The organism is Micromonospora sp. NPDC048063, from assembly GCF_043202855.1.
Taxonomy (GTDB): domain Bacteria; phylum Actinomycetota; class Actinomycetes; order Mycobacteriales; family Micromonosporaceae; genus Micromonospora.
The window spans coordinates 259,773-276,883 of the sequence record NZ_JBIDBG010000005.1; the positions used below are offsets into that span (position 1 = coordinate 259,773).

The 17,111-nt window shown below is 77.8% G+C and carries 5 protein-coding genes; all 5 read left to right on the forward strand.

Annotated features, from left to right (window positions below):
- The first annotated feature begins 371 nt into the window (after positions 1-371).
- The 5 genes from ACGFZ2_RS16210 to ACGFZ2_RS16230 all read left to right on the forward strand — a co-directional run bounded on the left by ACGFZ2_RS16210 (position 372) and on the right by ACGFZ2_RS16230 (position 17,079).
- Positions 372-9,959, forward strand: a complete 9,588-nt coding sequence (locus tag ACGFZ2_RS16210) for a DUF6603 domain-containing protein (protein WP_393454178.1) — start codon at positions 372-374, stop codon at positions 9,957-9,959.
- A complete protein-coding gene (locus ACGFZ2_RS16215; RefSeq protein ID WP_393264053.1) occupies positions 9,959-11,284 on the forward strand; it encodes a hypothetical protein in 1,326 nt (441 codons plus the stop codon). Before ACGFZ2_RS16210 ends, ACGFZ2_RS16215 begins: the two co-directional genes overlap by 1 nt.
- Positions 11,281-12,303, forward strand: coding sequence for a hypothetical protein (locus tag ACGFZ2_RS16220; protein WP_393264052.1), 1,023 nt, complete (start codon positions 11,281-11,283; stop codon positions 12,301-12,303). The genes ACGFZ2_RS16215 and ACGFZ2_RS16220 overlap by 4 nt, the downstream gene beginning before the upstream one ends.
- A 71-nt stretch (positions 12,304-12,374) precedes the next feature.
- Positions 12,375-15,776, forward strand: coding sequence for a DUF3892 domain-containing protein (locus ACGFZ2_RS16225; protein ID WP_393454181.1), 3,402 nt, complete (start codon positions 12,375-12,377; stop codon positions 15,774-15,776).
- A 163-nt stretch (positions 15,777-15,939) separates the two neighbouring features.
- On the forward strand, positions 15,940-17,079 hold the full coding sequence (locus tag ACGFZ2_RS16230) for a CaiB/BaiF CoA transferase family protein (RefSeq protein ID WP_393454184.1): 1,140 nt from the start codon (positions 15,940-15,942) through the stop codon (positions 17,077-17,079).
- Positions 17,080-17,111 lie beyond the last annotated feature (32 nt).

The following is a 17,111-nucleotide window of genomic DNA, read 5'->3' on the forward strand; positions in this document are numbered from 1 at the left end:
GGCAAGGGGAGAGTCGCCTATTGGCATCACGACTGACCGACCGGTCGGTCACCGCCGCCGGACGACGGTCGACGGTCGTCGAACGTGTCCACTCCGGCCAGGCATTCCAGTGGCCGGGGACGCGTTTGACTGATCGATCGGTCAGCCGCCGGCCGACCGAGTCGTCGACCCGGTCGGCCGGGCGGGGGAGCCGCGTGCCGCAACGGGCGAACGCGGTCTGACGCTTCGGACCGTCTCGGCGACGGCACGGTCGGCAACGTCCGAAGGGCGACAGAGTTTCGGGGTCGGTCCTCCGTAGCCTCCGGGAACTCCCGCGCCGAATCCACCGAGGAGGGCGGGAACCGAGGGGGGACGATGGGGTGGGTGGGCCCATGATCAACGTTGACGGCATTCCCGCCGAGGTCGAGGACCTCGGCATCGCGCTCGGGCTGCTCGCCCCCTCCGGTGGCGGCGTCCGGCTGGTCGAGGAGTTCTTCGCCGACCCGTGGACGCGGGTAGGCAAGCTGGTCGCCAGCGACGTCCAGCGCGCCGCGCTGGTGCGCGCGATCGAGGTGCTGCTGCCCTCGGCCCGGCCGCGCTTCGCGACCGAGGCGGCCGGCCGGCCCGACCGGGTCGCCCGGCACGTGCCGCTGCTGGAGCAGGGCGGCAAAGGTCAGGTCTACCTGGTCGTCGAGCGCGCCGGGCCGGCGGCGTCCGCCCCGCTGACCCTGGCGATCGAGGCCGAGGCCGGGCCGGTCGCCGGCGGCCCCGCCGTCACCGCGCGGCTCGACCTGCTCGTGGCGTCCGCCGGCACCGTCACCGCCGTCGCCGCCAGCAGGGAACACCCGATCCGGCTGCGCGCCCGGGCGCCCCTCGGCGACACCGGCGCCAGCGTGGAGGCGGCCGTCCTGCTGGTCGCCCCACCCGACGAGGCGCTGAGCCGCGTCACCGTCACCGTCCGGGGCCTGCCCGGCGCCACCGAGCCGCTCGTGCTGGACCCGGCCGCCGGCAGCTCCCAGCTGGCCCTGCTCGTCACCGCGCTGCTGCGCTACGTCCTGGCCGAGGTCGGCGACGGCGTGCCCGCACCGGTGCGACTGGTCGCGGCCAACCTGCCCGGCCTGCTGGGCCTGGCCCCGGGCCTGGTGCCGCTGCCCCTGGGCGACCTCGCCACCGACCCGGCGGCGTTCCGGTCCTGGCTGGCCGCGCTGGTCGCCGCGCGGACCCCGGACGGCGCGCCCGGCCTGGTCGGCTGGCTCGACTCGGTCGCCGGCCTGCTCGGCGCCGACGAGTCCAAGCGCACCGACCTGCCCACCGACGCCGACCCGCTGCTGATCCCGGTGCTGGCCGGCCCGCCGTCGGTCGACCTCACCGTGGCCGTCCGCACCGACCCCGCCACCGGCGCCGGCGCCCTCGTGGTCGGCGCCCGGGTCACCTACACCGGCGACGGCACGCTCGACGCGGTCGTACGCGGCGACGCCGTGCTGCTGGTGGTGCCGCTGACCGGCTCGGCCCCGGTCACGCTCTTCGAACGCCTCGACGTGCTCGTCGCCGCGCCCGCCCACGGCGGTCGGCTCTTCCCGGCCGCCGGCGAGCCGGCCGGTGCCGTGCAGGTCGGCGGGCTGCGCGCCGGCCTGCGCTACCGGGCGGCCAGCGGCACGATCACCCCGCTGCTGGAACTGCGCGACGTCACCGTCGCCATCGGCGACGACCCGCACCACCTCCACCTGGTCGACCTGACCGACGCCCGGTCGCTGACCTCCGCCGCGCAGTCGCTGCTGGAGGAGGCCATCGAGACCGGGCTCGGCCCCGCCGCCGGCCCGGTCGCCGCGCTGCGGCGCCTGCTCGGGCTGGGCACCACCCCCGGGGTCGACCTCGGACTGCTCACCACCGCGCCGACCCGCGCGCTGGCCGCCTACTACCGGCAGCTGCGCCAGGCACCCGACGGCTGGCCCGGCGTGCTGCGCGACGTCGCCCGGCTCGCGGGCACCGCCACACCGGTGGTGACCGGCGCCGGCACCCCGGCCGACCCGTGGCGGGTCCCGGTGAACGCGCTCGCCGCCGCGCCGGGCGCCCCCGTGGCGCTGGACCTCGTCCTGTGGGACTCCGGCACCGCCGCCGCGCCCGTCGTCGAGCTCGGACTCGCCCTGCGCGGCGGCGCCCACCTCGACGCGACCCTGCCCTGGCGGGTGGACGTCCGCGCGGCGCTGGCCTCGATCCCGCTCGACGGGGCGACCGGTCCGGCCTGGCTCGGCGGGGTCACCGCCACCGCCGTCTTCGACCCGCCGGCCCTGGCCATCGGCGCGCCGGTACGCGTCTCCACCGACGGCGTCCGCCTCGACGTCGCCTGGTCGCTCGGGTCGCCGGTGGCGGTCACCGCGACCGTCGACGACCTCGCCGTCACCGTCGACGGCGTGCCCCACCTGCTGGGCGACCTCACCCTGCCGCCCGCCGGCCCGATCGACCCCGCCCTGCCCGACCTCGGCCTCGGCGTCGACCCCGCCGCACTGTGGGGCGCCGCCCGCGGCCTGCTCGCCCGGGTCGCCGAGTCGTGGGCCGGCCCCACCGCCCGCGACCTGCTGGCGCTGGTCGGCATCGCCGGGCCGGGCACCACCGGCCCGCTCGCGGGGATGCCGCCGCTGCTGCCCCCGGACCCGACCGACCTGTCGTCGCTGCTGGCCGACCCCGCCGCCGCGCTGCGCCGGTGGCTCGCCGACCTGGCCCGCGACGAGGACGCCCGCACCGACGACGGGACGCCGTACCTGGTGGCGCTGCTGCGGTTGCTGCAGGCCGCGCTGACCGACCGGCTGCCCGCCCTGCCCGGCCAGGACCTGCCACAGGTCGACCTGCCCGTCTCCGGCGGCGGCACCGAGGCGGCGCCCTGGCGGGTGCCGGTCCACCGCGCCGGCGACGACGCGGTGGAGGTCCTCGCCTGGCTGGAGCCGCAGGGCCCGCCCGCGAAGTGGGCGATCGCGCCGCTGGTCGACCGGTTCGCCGGCGCCGACACCGACGACGCTTCGGAGGAGGCCGACCCGATCCCGGTCACCGGCGCCGACGTGCTCGCGGCGGCCGAGGCCGCCGGGGCGTACCTGCCGGAGGTCGCCGGCGTGCTCGACGGCGTCGACGCCACCCACGCCGCGGCGGCGCTCGGGGCGCTGGCCGGCGTGCTTACCGATGGCGACGGGCTGGTCCCCGCCGGCACCGCCCTGCCGGCCGAGACCGGCTGGCGGGCCGGCACCCCGGTCGCCGCCACCCACGACACCCTCACCACCGCGCCGGCGGCGGTCGCCCAGCTCCGCGACGAGATCGCCGCCCGCACGGCCGCCGCCGGCGACGACTGGGCGGTGCTGCTGCTCGCGCCGCCGCTGGCCGGGTCACGACCCTGGGCCGACCTGCTCGGCGACGTCGCGCCCGACCAGGTCGCCACCGTGGACCTGCGGGTCCCCGGCACCCCACCCGACCTGATCGACCTCGGCACGCTGCCCGCCGCCCACTGGTACGTGGTGGACCTCGCCGACGACGGCACCCTCCCCGCCGCCGCCGCGCTCGCCGCGCTGCGGCACGTGCAGGACGCGGTGCGGACGGTGCGTCCCGGCGTACGCACGATCCTGGTCGGACACTCCTACCTCGGCCTGGTCGCCCGGCAACTCGCCGCGGCCGTCCCCGCGCAGGTGCTCGGCCTGATCACCGTCGGCACCGCGTTCGACGGCGCCCTGCTGCCGCTGGACGCCCCGGCGGTGGCCGAGGGGGTGCGGCTGGCCGGCGTGCTGGCCCCGACCGGCCTGCCGGCCGCGCCACTGCTCGACGCCGCCCTGCGCCTCCAGCGCCGCCTGCTCGACGGGTACGCCGCCGGGGAGCCCGGCGCGCAGGCCCGCCCCCGCCCGCTACCCGCCGCCGCGTTCGCCCGCTGGCTCGGCACACCCGTCGACCTGCGCGGTGTGCCCGCGCTCGCGCTGCACGGCAGCCTCGGCGACGTCGACGGCAGTGGGGGAGCGGGTGACCTGCGGGCGGCGCTCGTCGCCGCGCTGACCACGCACACCGTCGAGGAGGCCGGACCGGCCGCACCGCCCACCCACGCGGTCGCCGCCCTGCGGCTCGCCCTCGACCTGGGCGCCCCGGCGGCCGGCGACCCCGACGTCGACGTCGACGTACGCCTCGGGCTCGGCTCGGTGGCGTTGGACCCGGCGGCGCCGGCCGACCTCTCGTCGGCGCAGGTGCGCGTCCGCGTCGCCCGCCCCGGCGGGTGGCTGCTCGGCGGGCCCGGCACCGGCGCCCCGAGGCCTGCCCGGGTCCGCGCCCTCACCGTCCGCGCCACCGTGCGCGCCGGCACCGCCGGCCCCGTCACCGACATCCACGTGGTGCTGCACGACGCCGCCCTGCGCGGCGAGTCGGCCGCCGCCGTCGACCTGGCCGACCCCCGGTCGCCGGAGCTGCTCGACGCCCTGGTGCAGGAACTCGACCGGGTGGCCGCCGCCAACGGCCGGCTGGCCCGGCTGCTGAACGAACTCGCCGCCCTCGGCGTCATCCACCGCGCCGCGCCCGGCCGGCCGGCCGCCGTGCTCGCCGACGCGGTCGCCGCGCTGCGCACCGACGCCACCGGTTGGCTGGCGCCCCGGCTGCCCGCGCTGGTCGACCGGGCCGCCGGGCTCCTCGGCCTGGTCCGGGACACCGCCGCCGGCGGCGGTTCCTGGCGGCGCCGCCTCGCCGGACTGCCGGTCGAGCTGGTGCTGGAGGCCCGGCCGTGGCGGCTCACCGCCCGCACCACCGGCACCGGGCTGCGGCTCGGCCACGGCGTCACCCTCACCGGCTCCTCGACCGTGGCGCTGGCCGACCCCACCCCGCGCGTGCAGGCCGCGCTCGCGGTCGGCGGCGTCACCCTCACCCGGGCCGCCGGCGCGATGTCGCTGGCCGCGCCGTGGCTGCCCGGGCCGGTCGGGCTGTCGCCGGCCGGCCCGGACCTGCCCGCCCGCCTCGCGTCGCTGCTGCCCCGGCTGCTCGTCGGCGGCGCGCTCGGCGTCCTGCTCGAACAGCTGACCGGCGAGGACCTGCGGGTGGCCTCCCTCGACGGGCTGCTGACCGAGCCGGCCGCCTGGCTGCAGCGCACCTTCGCCGGTACGCCCGGCGCGCCGCCGCAGGCCGCGCCGCTGGCCGGCCTGCTGCGCCTGGCCGCGGCCCCGCTGGGCCTGGCCGCCGACCCCGCGCACGCCCTCACCCTGCCCGGCGGCGTCACCGTCGACCTGCTCGACGTCGGCACCGCCGAGGACCGGGCGCTGCGGCTGCTGGTCGGCGCCACCGACCCGATCGTGCTGTGGACCGACGACGCCGGCACGGCCACCCTGGACCTCGCGCTGCGGCTGGACGTCGACGCCGCCCGGCAGGTGCGGCCGGGCGGCGAGCTGACCCTGCACCTGCCGCTGCCCGGCGACTGGGGCGCGCTCGACCTGCGGCTGGGCGCCGATGCCTCGGGCCTGTCCGTGGCCGTCACCCCGGCCGCGCTGGACGCCACGGTCACCCTGCTGCCGGCGGTGAGCGGCCTGGACACGCTGGTGGAGGCCGCCGGGGCGAGACTGCTGCCGGAGCTCCTCGACCGGCTCGTCGAGGGCATCGGCGCCCGCGACCCGCACCCCGCCGCCCTCGACGACGTGCTCGACGTCGCCACGGCGCTCGGCGTCTACGACCCGAAGTCGGCGCCGCACGGGTTCGCCGCCCGCACCGGCGCGCTCGCCGACCTCGCGCGGGACCTCTCCACCGGGGCCCTCGCCAGCGCCGGCACGGTCGCCGCGCCCGCCGTCGTGGCCCTGCTGCGCCGCGTCCTGGGTGACGCCCAGGTGCCGCCGCCGGCCACTCCGGGAGAGGTGGTGGTCCGGGTCGCGGTGCTCGACGGCACCGTCGAACTGCGTACCGACCTGGCTGCCGAGCGACCGGAACTCGGGCTGGCCGTGCAGGGCCTCACCGCCGGCGCGGTCACCGCCGACATCGCCGTCGGCTACGCCGACTCCGCCGTGACCGCGTCGCTGGCCGCCCACGCGTACGTCGACACGGGGCTCGGGGTGACCCTGCGCGCCCGGCTGTCGGCGCAGGCCACGGCGGCGGGACTGGCCGTGCGGCTCGGCCTGCTCGGCAGCGACGACGCCGGCACCGGTGAGCTGGGCGTCCAGCTCGCCCCGGTGGTGCAGCTGCCCGGGGCGGCCGAGCTGGCGCAGCTCGCCCAGCGGCTGGTCGTGCCGATGGCCGGAACCCTCGCCCTGCGCGCGGCCGAGCCGTGGCTGCGCCGGCCCCTGTGGTCCGGCGGCCGCACCGCCGCGCAGATCCTCACGAGCGCCGGCGTGGCCGTGGACTCCCCGGACGGGATGCGGATGGCTCCCGCCCTGCCCACCCCGGTCGGGCTGCTGCGCGGAGCCCTCGACGCCGTCACCGGGGTGCCCGTGCCGGTGCCGGGCGGGCTGACCCTGTCCGTGGTCACCGACGGCGCCCGCTACGGCCTCGTGCTGCGCGGCGAGCTGGCCCTGCCCGCCGGCGACACCGCCGTGCAGCTGCGCTTCGGGCTGCCCGACACCGTCGACGCCGGGTGGGGGCAGGCCGGCCGGGGCGTCGGCCTGCTGCTGCTCGACCTCACCACCCCCGCCGCGCCGCAGCTGCGGCCGGTGCTGCGGCTGGGCGGGCTGGGCATCCGGGTGGCCGCCGGCGCGTCCGGCAGGGCGCTGGTCGAGACCGGCGGATTCCGCCTCGGTGCCGTCGGCGCCCACGTCCGCGCCGACCTGGCGCTGACCGGCCCGGCGGCGCTGGACCGGCCGACCGTGGTCGACGGGGCCGTCATGCTCGACGGGCTGGGGTTCCCGATGGCCCCCGGCGGGGGCGGGTCCAACCCGGTCGCGGCGTCGCTGCTGCAGACCGGCGGCGGCGGCGACGCCGCCCCGGCGAATCCGCCCCTGGACGTGCTGGTCGCCCGCGGCGGCGGCCGGTGGCTGGTGCTGTTCGGCGGGAAGGCCGAGGCCCGGTTCGAGATCAACCGGAGCTACGGTCCGCTGCACATCGCGGAGCTGGCGCTGCTGTACAAGGCGGCCACCTCCGGGCCGGGCAAGGTCGGGGTGTCCGTCGACGGCGGGGTCGCCGTCGCCGGGCTCACCCTCGACGTCGACGACCTGTCGCTGCTGGTGCCGCTGCGCAACCCCACCGACCTCAGCGCCTGGGAGGTGGACCTGGCCGGCCTGTCGGTGTCGTTCAGCTCGCCCGGGGTGTCGGTCGCGGGCGGGCTGGTCAAGGTCACCGGCGCCAACGGCGTGCAGTACGACGGCATGCTCTCGGTCGACCTGGCCGGGCGCGGCCTGACCGCGGTCGGCTCGTACGCCCGACCCCGCGACGACCTCGGCGAGTACACCTCGCTGTTCGTGTTCCTGTCCGTCGGGTTCCCGCTCGGCGGCCCGCCCTACCTGTACGTCCTGGGCCTCGCCGGCGGTGCCGGCTACAACCGCCGGCTGATGGTGCCCCGCGACCCGCAGGGCGTGCCCGCCTTCCCCCTGGTGAAGGCCATCGACGAGGGCGGCTTCGGGGGCTCTGGCGGCCCGATGGGCGCACTGGCGCGGATGTCCAGGGACATCCCGCCGGCCCGGGGCGCGTTCTGGCTCGCCGCCGGGGTGAAGTTCTCCACCTTCCAACTGCTGCACACCACCGCCCTGGCCTACGTCTCCGCCGACCGGGGACTGGAGGTCGGCCTGCTCGGCCTCATGCGGATGGCGCTGCCCGACGCGCAGGCCGCGGTGGTCAACCTGGAGTTGGCCCTGGCCGCCCGGTACAGCACGGTGGACAAGGTGCTCTCCGTCCGGGCGGCGCTGACCCGCAACTCGTGGCTGCTCAGCCGCGACTGCCAGGTCACCGGCGGGTTCGCCTTCGTGGTGTGGCTCGACCGGCCGGAGGTGCTGCTCTCCATCGGCGGCTACCACCCCCGGTTCAACAAGCCGGCACACTACCCGGACGTGCCCCGGGTCGGGTTCCACTGGTCCGTCGGCGGCGGCGTGGTGGTCAAGGGCGAGGCGTACTTCACCCTCACCCCGTCGGCGGTGATGCTCGGCGGTCGCCTGGAGGCCTCCTACGACCGCTCACCGGTGCGGGTCTGGTTCGTCGCCGCCCTCGACGTGTACCTGCGGTGGGACCCGCTGACCTACGACATCACCGCCAGCGTCAGCGTCGGCGCCCGTTTCACGATCAAGGTGTGCTTCTTCGCCTGCGCGCGGATCAACGTCAGCGTCTCCCTCGGCGCCCGGGTACGCATCCAGGGCCCGCCGCTGCACGGCACCGTCACGGTCGACCTGGCCATCGCCTCGGTCACCGTCAAGTTCGGCAGGGCGCAGCAGCAGCCGCTCCTCGACTGGAACCAGGTGACCGTCAAGTACCTCGGCGGCGGCGACGCGGCCCGCCCGGCGACCAGCGGCACCGTCACCGCCGGCACCCTGCCGCCGGCGGTCGGCAGCCGCCCCGACGGCACCCTGGAGCGCCCGTGGTCCGTGGCGCCGGAGTTCGCGGTCCGGGTGGAGTCGCTGATGCCGCTGTACGGGTGGCGGCTGACCGGCAGCGGCCGCGCCGACGACCGCACCGACGGGCGGGAGGTCGACGTCGTCCCCGCCGGATGGAACATGGGCAGGACCCGCGCGACCATGGTCGTCGCGGTCGAACAGCGCGTCGGCGCCAACTGGGTCGCGGTGCCCGCCGCGCAGATCCAGACGCTGCGGCCCTCCACCGCCACCGCCGGATTCCCGGCCGGCCTGTGGGACAGCGCCCTCGCGGGCACGGCGAAGGGTGGCGCCACTCCCACCATGCTCCGGGCCCTGTCGTCGGTGGGCCTGGCCGCCCCGATCACCGTCTCCGAGGCGACCGGCGTGCTGCCGGACGTGGCCCTGGCCACGATGATCGAGGAGGAGACACAGCGCCACCTGCCGCTGTCGGTCCCCGACGCCGTCGCGCCGGCGCCGTCGGTGCTGCGCCTGCGACGTACCGCCGACTCGTCCGAGACCGCCGTGACCGCGGCCCGCCGGGCCGTGGCGGCGCCGGCCGGGCCGAGGCTGCGCGCGACCGTCTCCACCGACCAGCACCGGGGCGCGGGGCGGGCGGAGCTCCGCGCCGTCGCCCGGGCCCGCGCGGAGGGGGACAGCGGCGCGGCCCTGCCGGTGGGCGGCACCCAGGTCTGGGACACCACGGGCGCCGGTGGGCTGCGGCTGCGCCTCGACGAGGGGTCCGCGCCGCTGCGGCTGGTCACCTTCACCGGCACCGGCGCGCCGCTCAGCGACGGCCCGGCCCGGGCGGGCACCCGGGTGCCCGCCGACGCCGCCCGCGCGGTGGTGACCCCGGCGGCCGGCGCCGCCGCCGGCTGGGCCGCCGACACGCCGCTGGTCCCGGTCACCGACGGCGTGCTCGTCGCGCCGGGCGCCACCGTCCTGCTGCCGCACCCGTGGCATCCGCCGGCCCGCTACCGCCAGGCCGGCGAGCACGTGCCGGTGCCCGCGGCGCTGCTCTCCGCCGCCGTCGACGGTCTGGTCACCAACCTGCCCGCCACGACCCGCGCGGTCGTGGTGTCCCTGGAACCGGTGTCCGCCACCGCCAGCCTCGCCGACGTCCGCGTCGAACTCGACGGGGTGCGGGTCAGCAGCCGGGAGGACGCCCCCGACGACGACCAGCCGCACCGCATCCTCCTGACGGTCGACGCGGAGCGCGGCGCCGAGGCGATCTCGGTGCAGGTCGTGGCCGGGGACGGCTGGCGGGTCGCCGGCGTGATCGGCACCCCGGACCACGCCGTCGACACCGACTGCACCGCCGCCCGGCGGGAACTGGCCCGGGTCACCAGACCCGCGACGGTGCCCGGCCGCCCGGGTGTCGCCGCCCGGTCGGCGGCGCGTACCGCGGTCGCCGGGGCGGCCCCGGCGACCGAGCCGGCGGCCCCGGCACCAGCGGCGGCGTTCGTCGCCTTCGACGACGACGAAACGGAGGCGTGATGACGGAGACCCCCGTCGCGCCGGGATCGATCCGGCTGCACGACACGGTGACGCCGTCGCTCACCGCCGGCATCTACCGGTTCACCAGCAGGCTGGAGGTGACGGACCGGGGCACCCCGAAGACCTCGCCACCCGAGCACGCCACCCACGTGCAGGTCGGCGCGCCCCGGCTCGCCCTCGACGCCACCGAGGTCGCCGGGCAGCACCCGCCCCGCGACGCGGTGGGCGCGTTCGGCGACCGTCTGCCGCACGTGGTGCTGGGCCGACGCGCCCTGCCGTGGGAGCGACGGCTCGGCGACGGCACGCCCTGGCTGGCGCTGCTGGTCGTCCGGTCCGACGAGGCGACCCTGACCACCGGGACGCTGCGCTCCGTCGTCGGCGAGGCGGTGTTCACCCGCCTCAACGGCATCGAGCCGGTCGACGGCAACCGGGCCGTCGTCGGGCTGCGGGCCAAGGACCTGACCACGTTCCGGTCGCTGCTGCCCAGCCGCACCGACGTCAGGCTGCTCACCCATGTGCGTCAGGTCAACGTCGCGGACACCGCGCTGGCCGGCAGCGACGACGACGGCTGGTTCGCCGTGGTCACCGCCAACCGGCTGCCGCTGGGCGGGGTTACGCCCACGCCGTACACGGCCTGCCTGGTGTCGCTGGAGGCCCGCGACGACGTCTGGGCGACCAACCTGACCAGCGTGCCCACGTTGCTCGTGCTGGCGTCCTGGCCGTTCGTGACCAGCACCGCCGGCGGCACCTTCGAGCACGTCGCCGGGCACCTCGACCTCGGCGCGTTCGGCGCCCCGCCGGCCGGGCAGCCCCCGCTGGTGGACGCCGACGGGGCGCTCGCGCTGGCCGCCACCCGCCGCGACGGCACGCCGGCCACCATGGGCTACCGCCCGCCGCTGCTCGGTGCGGCACCCGACCCGCTGCCCGCGGGGCCGGGCGACGTGACCGGCGACGCCGCGTTCGAGCTGGGCCGGCTCCTCGCCGCCGCCGACGGCCGGTTCATCCGCGAGGTGGTGGCCTGGCACCGCGCCGCCGACGACGCGGCACGAGCCGGCAGCGCGGCGGGTCTCCGCGAGGACAGCGCCCGCTCGTACGCCGCCTCCGGCACCGCCGTGCGCCGCACCGCCACGGTGGCCGCCGAGGGCACCGACCTGCGGCGTGCCGCCGCGGTGGCCGTCGACGGCGCCGACCCTCTCGCCGCCCTCGGTGAGACGTTCGCGCAGCGGCTGCTGTCCCGCACCGCCCGCGCCGACCTGTGGCAGGCGCACCCGGGTGGCTCCAGCGTCATCCCGCGCCAGTTGCGCCCGGAAGGAGAACCGTCGTGACGACCCACCTGTCCGCCGGCGGCCGGCTGCTCGCCGAACGGCTCGGCGCGCTGGTCGGCCCGCCCGCCGACACCACCGGGCAGCCCGCGCCGCGGGCCCGCACCCTGGCCGCCGCCGCCGCGCGTGCCGTCGCCGAGCCGGTCGCGGCGGCGACCGCCGACGCGCCGCCGCTGCCCCCGTACGTCGAGCACCTGCTGGCCCGCTGGAGCCTGCTGCACGACCTGCCGTTCCGCTACCTCGTGCCCGACGCGCGCCTGCTGCCGCCCGAGTCCATCCGGTTCTTCCGCCTGGATGACGGCTGGCTGGAGCGGCTGCGGGCGGGGGCGCTGGCCGTCGGCGGCGACGGCAGCCGGGAACGCGCCGGCACCCGAACGCTGCTGCCGCGGGTCACCGCCGCGGTGACCGAGCAGCTGCCGCTGGTGCGGGAGGTGCAGCGCACCCGCATGTCGATTCCGGTCGCCGCCGACCTGCTCGCCGAGGCCCGGGCCGCGGGGGAGCTCACCGCCGCGGCCGGGCCGGTCCCGGTCACCGGGTTCCTGCTCCGCTCGTCCCTGGTCAGCGGCTGGCCCGGCATGGAGGTACGCGCCTGGACCAGCGACGACCCCGCCGTGGTGCGGCCGGGCGTCGACCCGGACGAGCTGGCCCGCACCCGACCCGACCTGGTGGTGGAGCTGCTGCGCCTGGAGCGGCTGTCGCCGTCGGTGCTGGTGGCCTTGTTCCGCGGCGCCCCCCGCCTGGTGTGGCTGGAGGAACCGCCGCAGAGCGTGCAGTTCGGCCTGGAAGCCGACGGGGCGGGCTGGCGGGCGCCGATCCGCGACGGCGCGGGACCGGACCTGGGCAGCGTCCCGGTGCCGATGCGCCCCGGCCCGGTGCCCGGCGTCGTCGACGTCGCCGGCCTGGCCCGCAACCTCGACCAGGCCCGCCCCCTGCCCCGGCCGCGCGGCGGCGCCGCCGTGGCGCTGTCCCTGCTCCAGGCACCGTCGCGGCAGCGGTTCGGCGCCTCCACCCCGCCGGCCTGATCCTCGGCGTCGCCGATCCACCGCGGGGCCCGACCGCAGTCAGGCCCGCCGAACAGAGGGAGCCCCTCGTCGTGACAACTGTCCTCGTCCCGGTCGCGCTCGACGTCCTGGTCGTGCGGGAGCCCGGCGCCGCCTCCGACTGGGCGCGTACGGCGCTGACCCGGCCCACTCCGCCGGCCAGCGGCCGGGTGCAGCAGGACGTGCTGCCCGAACCGTTCAGCGCGCGGCAGACCGCCCGGCCGCCCGGCGCGCACCTGCACTGGGGGCTGCCCGACGGGCTGACCCGCGGCGTCGCCGACGACACCGGTGCGACCACGTTCCCGCCGGTGCCCGACCGGTGGCTGGTCGTGCGGATCTCTGGCCCGGCGACGCCCGGTCCCCGGGCGGTGGAGGCGTGGCTGCTGCCGTACGCGGGCGCGATCGAACCCGTCCGGGTGGACCGGGCCTTGACCGGCCCGACCCTGCCGGCCCCCGGCGCCGCGCCGAGGTCCCCGCTGACCGCGCTCGGCCACGGCGACCTCGGCTGGGCCGGCTACTACGACAACGTGACCCACCGGTTCGCCCTGCACGACGAGCTGACCGGGGTGACCGGCCCGGTGGCGTACCTGGTGCTCGGCTGGTACACCGACCCCGTTCGCGACCCGCTGCACGTGGCCGGGGAGACGGCGTACACCGAGCGGATGGAGGACCTCGGCTGGGAGGTCTACCCGCCGCGCCGCGACGACCAGCCGGTGCCGGACCGGTCGGTCTACCACGCGGCGGCGGTGTCCATCGGCTGGCCGCAGCCGAACTGGCCCGGCGACGGCGGGCTGCTCGGTCGGGAGACCGACTACCGTCCCGCGTCGGACGCGGTGGCGGTGGCGCTGGGGGAGACCCTCGCCGAGGCCCTCGCGGCGCTCGCCGCCGAACCGGACGACCCCGCCGACGCGGCCCGGATGGTCGAGGCGCTGCTGCAGGGCGCGCTGTCCGACGTGACCGGCGCCGACGGTCCCGCCCGGCTGGACGCCTCGCTGCACCAGAGCCGGTTCGGCTCGGCCCCGGCGGCGGCGGGCAACGAGTACATCTGGCAGCCGGCGGCCGGCTCCGGCGGTGCCGCCGGCGGCGGGTCGTTCGTGCAGGTGGAACGGACCCGGCCGCGGGTCTGGCACGCGTTGGAGCCGGCGCTGGTGGTGGCCGGTGGCGGACGCAGCCCGAAGCACGGCGCCGACGGCCGCTACTCCGAGCTGGGCAACCTGCTGTGCCGGGTGGACGGGCAGACCGTACGCGGCTTCGGCGTGGCCGGCGGCGACGCCGGTCCGGGCGCGGCGGTGCTGCCGCCGACCCCGCTGGCCGGGCTGCTGCCGCAGTACGGCGTGCCGGCGGTGGCCACGGACCTGCTCGTCGAGCTGGCCAGCATCGACCCGGGATCCGCCCCCGACCTGGCGCTGGCCACCGACACCCGGCCGTCGCCGGTGGCCGCCGCGCGGGCGGCGTGGTGGGCGACGTTCGACCCGGGCGTGGGGGACCCGACGCGACCGCCGGCGGGCGCCGTGGTCGACGGCCAGTTGCCCAGCCCGGTCGGGGTGACCCCGCCGAGCCGGCCGTGGAACCCGTTGCTGCTGGAGTGGTCGGCCACCTACCTGCCGACGCCGCGCGGCGCGCACGACTGGCCGCTGGGCGAGGTCGACCACGACCTGCCGGCCGTCGTGACCGAGCCGGCGCCGGAGACGGGCCGTACGCTGCGCGGGCGGGTGATGTTGTCGGCGTCGGCGGCGGCGCTGCTCGACGGCACGGTCGACCCGCGGGACGCCGAACGCGACCTGCTCTCCGGCGAACTCGTCGGGATCGCCGAGCAGCTGCGTCGCGACGCCACCGGCCTGGTGGTGGACGCCCCGAACGCCACCGACGCCGCGCAGCCGCCACAGACCCCCCGCGCCGCGGACTTCGTGGCCCTGCGGGCCGGGTTCCTGCGGCTGGACCGGGCCCGCCTGGTCGACGGCTACGGCCGGTTCCTGGAGGTGCTCGGCCCGGACGTGGCGACGCCCGCGCCGGTGACGCACGGGGTGACGCTCGCCGTGCCGGGCCACCCGGACCTGGCCGCCCTGCGGCCGCGCTTCACCGCCCCGGCCCGGGTCCTGCTGCGCTTCGCCGACGCGCTCGGCGCGCCGCGCGACGCGGACGCGGGCGTCAGCCCGGTGTGCGGCTACCTGGTGCCGTCGTCGGTGGACCGCACGCTGGAGTTCTTCGACGACAAGGGCAACGGCTACGGGCGGCTGCGCCCCGACCCGGAGACGGTGACCGCGTGGGAGGAGGACCCGGGCCGCCCGGCGACCCTGGGCGCGCCGCCGAGCCGGTTCCTGCCGAACCCGCTGCTGGCCCGCTTCGCCGACCGCATGCTGGCCGCCGACCACGCGCTGGCCACCGCCCGGGCGGGCGGCCATCCGGCCGGCGGCGCGCAGAGCGCGCTGGAGTCGCTGCTGCGGGTGCTGGACACCACCCGGTGGACGGTGGACGTGACCGGCCGGGCCGGCGACGAGCACCTGGCGCTGCTGCTCGGCCGGCCGGTCGCGGTGGTGCGGGCGTACCTGAAGGTGGAGGTGGAGGATCCGCGGCAGCCCCCGGAGAACGCGCGCACCGGCGTCCCGGTGCGGCTGGGCACGCTGTCACGGGCGCAGGACGGGCTGCTGGCGTACTGCGTCGGTGACGACATGGACCGGCTGCACATCGTGGACCCGGCGGTGGCGCTGCTCGCGCCGGGGCTGCCCGACGCCGGCGGGGCGGCAGCGCTGCCGGGCGCGGACCCGATCACCTCCCCGTACGTGGACACCTCCGGGGTGTTCACGGTCAACCCGGGGGTGCCGGTGCCGCTGACCCTGCTGATGGTGCCCGGCTCCGACGTGCACGTCACCGCGGGGCTGGTGCCGCAGAAGTCGGTGGGGCTGCTGCGGGAGTGGACGTCCTCGGCACTGTCCCGGCTGTCGCCCGCCCTGCGCCACGGCCCGGTCCTGCACGACCTGGAGACGACCCGCCTGCCGCTGCCGCAGGACGTACGCGGCTCGTGGCACTGGCACCGGCGCGCCGAGCCGGGCACGTGGCGGACGGACGTGGTGGTGCCGAGCACCCCGGACGCGTTGCTGCCGAACGAGCCGTCGACGGCCAGCGAGGGCTGGTTGCAGGTGGCGCTGGTCGCCGACACCGAGTACCACGACACGGCCGTGCCGGTGCGGGTGAGCTGCGTGCGCACCTCGGGTGGCACGACCGTCGCCCTGGGCGGGCACAACGGCGACGGCAGTCACTTCCTCATCCCGGTGCCGGAGGCGATCGAGCTGATGGGCAGCGGCCGGTTCGCGTTCTTCGTGCAGGAGCCCGGCACGGAACGTACGGCCATCCGGGTGGTCCGGCCCAAGCGCGGCCGGCCCTACCTGCGTACCGTCGCCGACGACGCGTCGCCGAACAACCTGGACAGCCTGCCGGAGTGCCAGCACGTCCGGTGAGGCGGCGCCGGCCCGTCCGGCGTGGGGTCCCTCGGGGCGGGCGATGCCCGGCGCGCCGGCTGTGCCATCGTTGTCCTTCCATCGGGTTCCGTCGGGTGCGGACGGCGAAACGCCCGCACCCGACGGCGCGCGCCCGCGGCGGCAGCGGGTAAGGGGAGGGGCGATGGCGGAGCAGCAGGCCGGGCCGTTGAGCGGCATCCTCGTCGCGGACTTCTCGCGGGTCCTGGCCGGGCCGTACGCGACCATGCTGCTCGCCGACCTCGGCGCCGAGGTGGTCAAGGTGGAGGGCCCGGGCGGGGACGACACCCGCGCCTGGATGCCGCCGGTCCGGGAGGGGACGTCCACCTACTACCTCGGCGTCAACCGCAACAAGCGCTCGGTGGTCCTCGACCTCGCCGACCCCGACGACCTCGACGTCGCCCGGCGACTCGTCCGGCGGGCCGACGTCATGATCCAGAACTTCCGCCCCGGCGGGCTGAAGCGCTTCGGCCTCGACTACGACGGCGTCGCCGCCGACAACGAAGGGATCGTCTACGCCTCGATCAGTGGCTTCGGCACCGGCGCGGGCGCGGACCTGCCCGGCTACGACCTCGTGGTCCAGGCCGCGTCGGGCCTGATGAGCCTCACCGGCGAGCCGGACGGCCCGCCGTACAAGGCCGGTGTCGCCGTGTTCGACGTGATGGCGGGTCTGCACGCGGCCCTCGGCATCCTCGCCGCCCTGCACCACCGCGCCCATACCGGCGTCGGCCAGCACGTCGAGGTGAACCTGCTCTCCTCGGCGCTGTCCGGCCTGGTCAACCACGCCAGCGGCCACGTCGCCGCCGGCGCCGTGCCGTTCCGGATGGGCAACGCCCACCCGAGCCTGTTCCCGTACGAGCCGTTGCCGGCCGCCGACGGCGACCTCGTCGTCATCGCCGGCAACGACGGCCAGTTCCGGAAGCTGTGCGAGGTGCTCGGCCTGCCTGGGCTGCCCGACGACCCCCGGTTCCGGCACAACCCCGACCGGACCGCGAACCGGGACGTCCTGCGCCCGATGCTGGTCGAGCGGCTGGTCCGGCGCACCCGCGACGAGTGGTTCCGGGACCTGCGCGCGGCGGGCGTACCGTGCGCCCCGATCAACACGGTCGACGGCGGCGTCGCCCTGGCCCGGGACCTCGGGCTCGACCCGGTGGTCACCGTCGGCGGGGTGCCGGGCGTCCGCAACCCGATCGGCTTCTCCGCCACGCCGCCCCGGTACGACCTGCCGCCGCCCCGCCTCGACGAGCACGGCGACGAGATCCGCGCCTGGCTGACCGCCGACTGAAGCCCCGGCGGGTACTGCTTCCAGCCCTGACG

Bases quoted from the DNA above. Each gene is read 5' to 3' on its own strand.
- ACGFZ2_RS16210 (WP_393454178.1), top strand. From the start codon at position 372: ATGATCAACGTTGACGGCATTCCCGCCGAGGTCGAGGACCTCGGCATC.
- ACGFZ2_RS16215 (WP_393264053.1), top strand. From the start codon at position 9,959: ATGACGGAGACCCCCGTCGCGCCGGGATCGATCCGGCTGCACGACACG.
- ACGFZ2_RS16230 (WP_393454184.1), top strand. From the start codon at position 15,940: ATGGCGGAGCAGCAGGCCGGGCCGTTGAGCGGCATCCTCGTCGCGGAC.